We start from the raw sequence: 1,471 nt of genomic DNA on the forward strand, positions 1-1,471 counted from the left end.
CACCGTTGAGCAACGGCACCCACAACTCGTAGGTGGACGCGTCGAACGCCGTCGGCGAGTGCACCAACACCCGCTCGTGCGCACCACCACGCCAGATCGGGGCCGATGCCAACGCGACCACGTCGTGATGGGTGACCGCGATGCCCTTCGGCTCACCCGTCGAACCCGACGTGAACATCACATACGCCGGTTGCCGATCGAGCAGCGGCGCACGGAGGTGCGCATCGGCAGGATCGGTGTCGGGGGATTCGGCGAGTTCCCGCTCGGTCTCCTCGTGACCCAGGACCAGGCGCGGCAGGCCCGGGCCGGTGAGGGTGCGGATCGCGTCGGTATCCGAGCCGGTGAGCAGCAACGCGGGGTGGGCGTCGTCCAGCATGAAGCGCACTCGTGCCGCCGGGTATCGCGGGTCGATGGGGAGGTAGGCGGCGCCGGCCTTGAGCACCCCCAGGATCGCGGTGACCAGTTCGACGGAGCGAGGCAGGGCGAGCGCGACGACGTCCTCGGGGCCGACGCCGCGGGCGATCAACGCGTGTGCGAGCCGATTGGCACGAGCATTCAGCTCGTCGTAGCTCAGTTCCTCCTCCCCGCTCACCACGGCCACCGCGTCCGGGTTGGCGCTCACTCGCGCCGCGAACAGTGCCGGGATCGTCCCTTCCGGGACCTCCGCCGCTTCCGACCCGGCCGCAACGACCAACTGGTGGCGTTCCTCGGCGGAGAGCACGTCGACGCCGCCGATCGGCGCGTCGGGAGCCTCGGTGACGGCGCGCAGCAGCCGAAGCCACCGCGCGACCATCACCTCCACGGTGGCGCGGCCGAACAGGTCGGTCGCGTACTCGGCCACGCCGGTCATCCCCGCCGGCTCGCCGACCGCGCCGAACCGCTCGAACAGGTGGAGGCTCAGGTCGAACTTGGCGGTGCCAGTGTGTACGGGTGTCGCGGTCGCCTGCAGCCCGGGCAGGGCCAGGTCGTCCCAGGGCGCGCCGTGCAGCACCAGCGCCGTTTGGAACAGGGGGTGGTGTGCCGATGTCCTGGCGGGGTTGAGTTCCTCCACCAGGTGCTCGAAGGGGATGTCCTGGTGTGCGTAGGCGGTCAGCGCGTTCTCCCGGACCCGGCCGAGGAGTTCCGCGAAGCTGGGATCACCCGAGGTGTCCGTCCGCAGGATCAGCGTGTTGACGAAGAACCCGACCAGGTCGTCCAAGGCTTGATCGGTACGCCCGGCGATGGGACTGCCGACGGGAATGTCGGTACCCGCACCCAGACGCGTGAACAGCGCGGCCAGTCCGGCATGCAGCACCATGAACGGACTCGCGCCATGGCAGCGGCCGAGGTCGATCAGGGCGGCGTGCAGCGGGGCATCGATTTCGATGGCGATGTGCTCGCCGCGCAGTGACGCCACGGCCGGGCGGGGGTGGTCGAACGGCAACGCGAGCCGATCCGGCAGACCCGCCAACTCCCGCCTCCAATACGCGAG

General features: G+C 70.2%; 1 protein-coding gene. It reads right to left on the bottom strand.

Annotation, left to right across the window (positions count from 1 at the left end; genetic code table 11):
• A partial coding sequence (locus ACFXMF_RS47735; RefSeq protein WP_380018236.1) for an AMP-binding protein occupies window positions 1-1,471 on the bottom strand: 1,471 nt, incomplete at both ends.

This window comes from Embleya sp. NPDC059213, from assembly GCF_042754445.1.
Classification (GTDB): domain Bacteria; phylum Actinomycetota; class Actinomycetes; order Streptomycetales; family Streptomycetaceae; genus Embleya.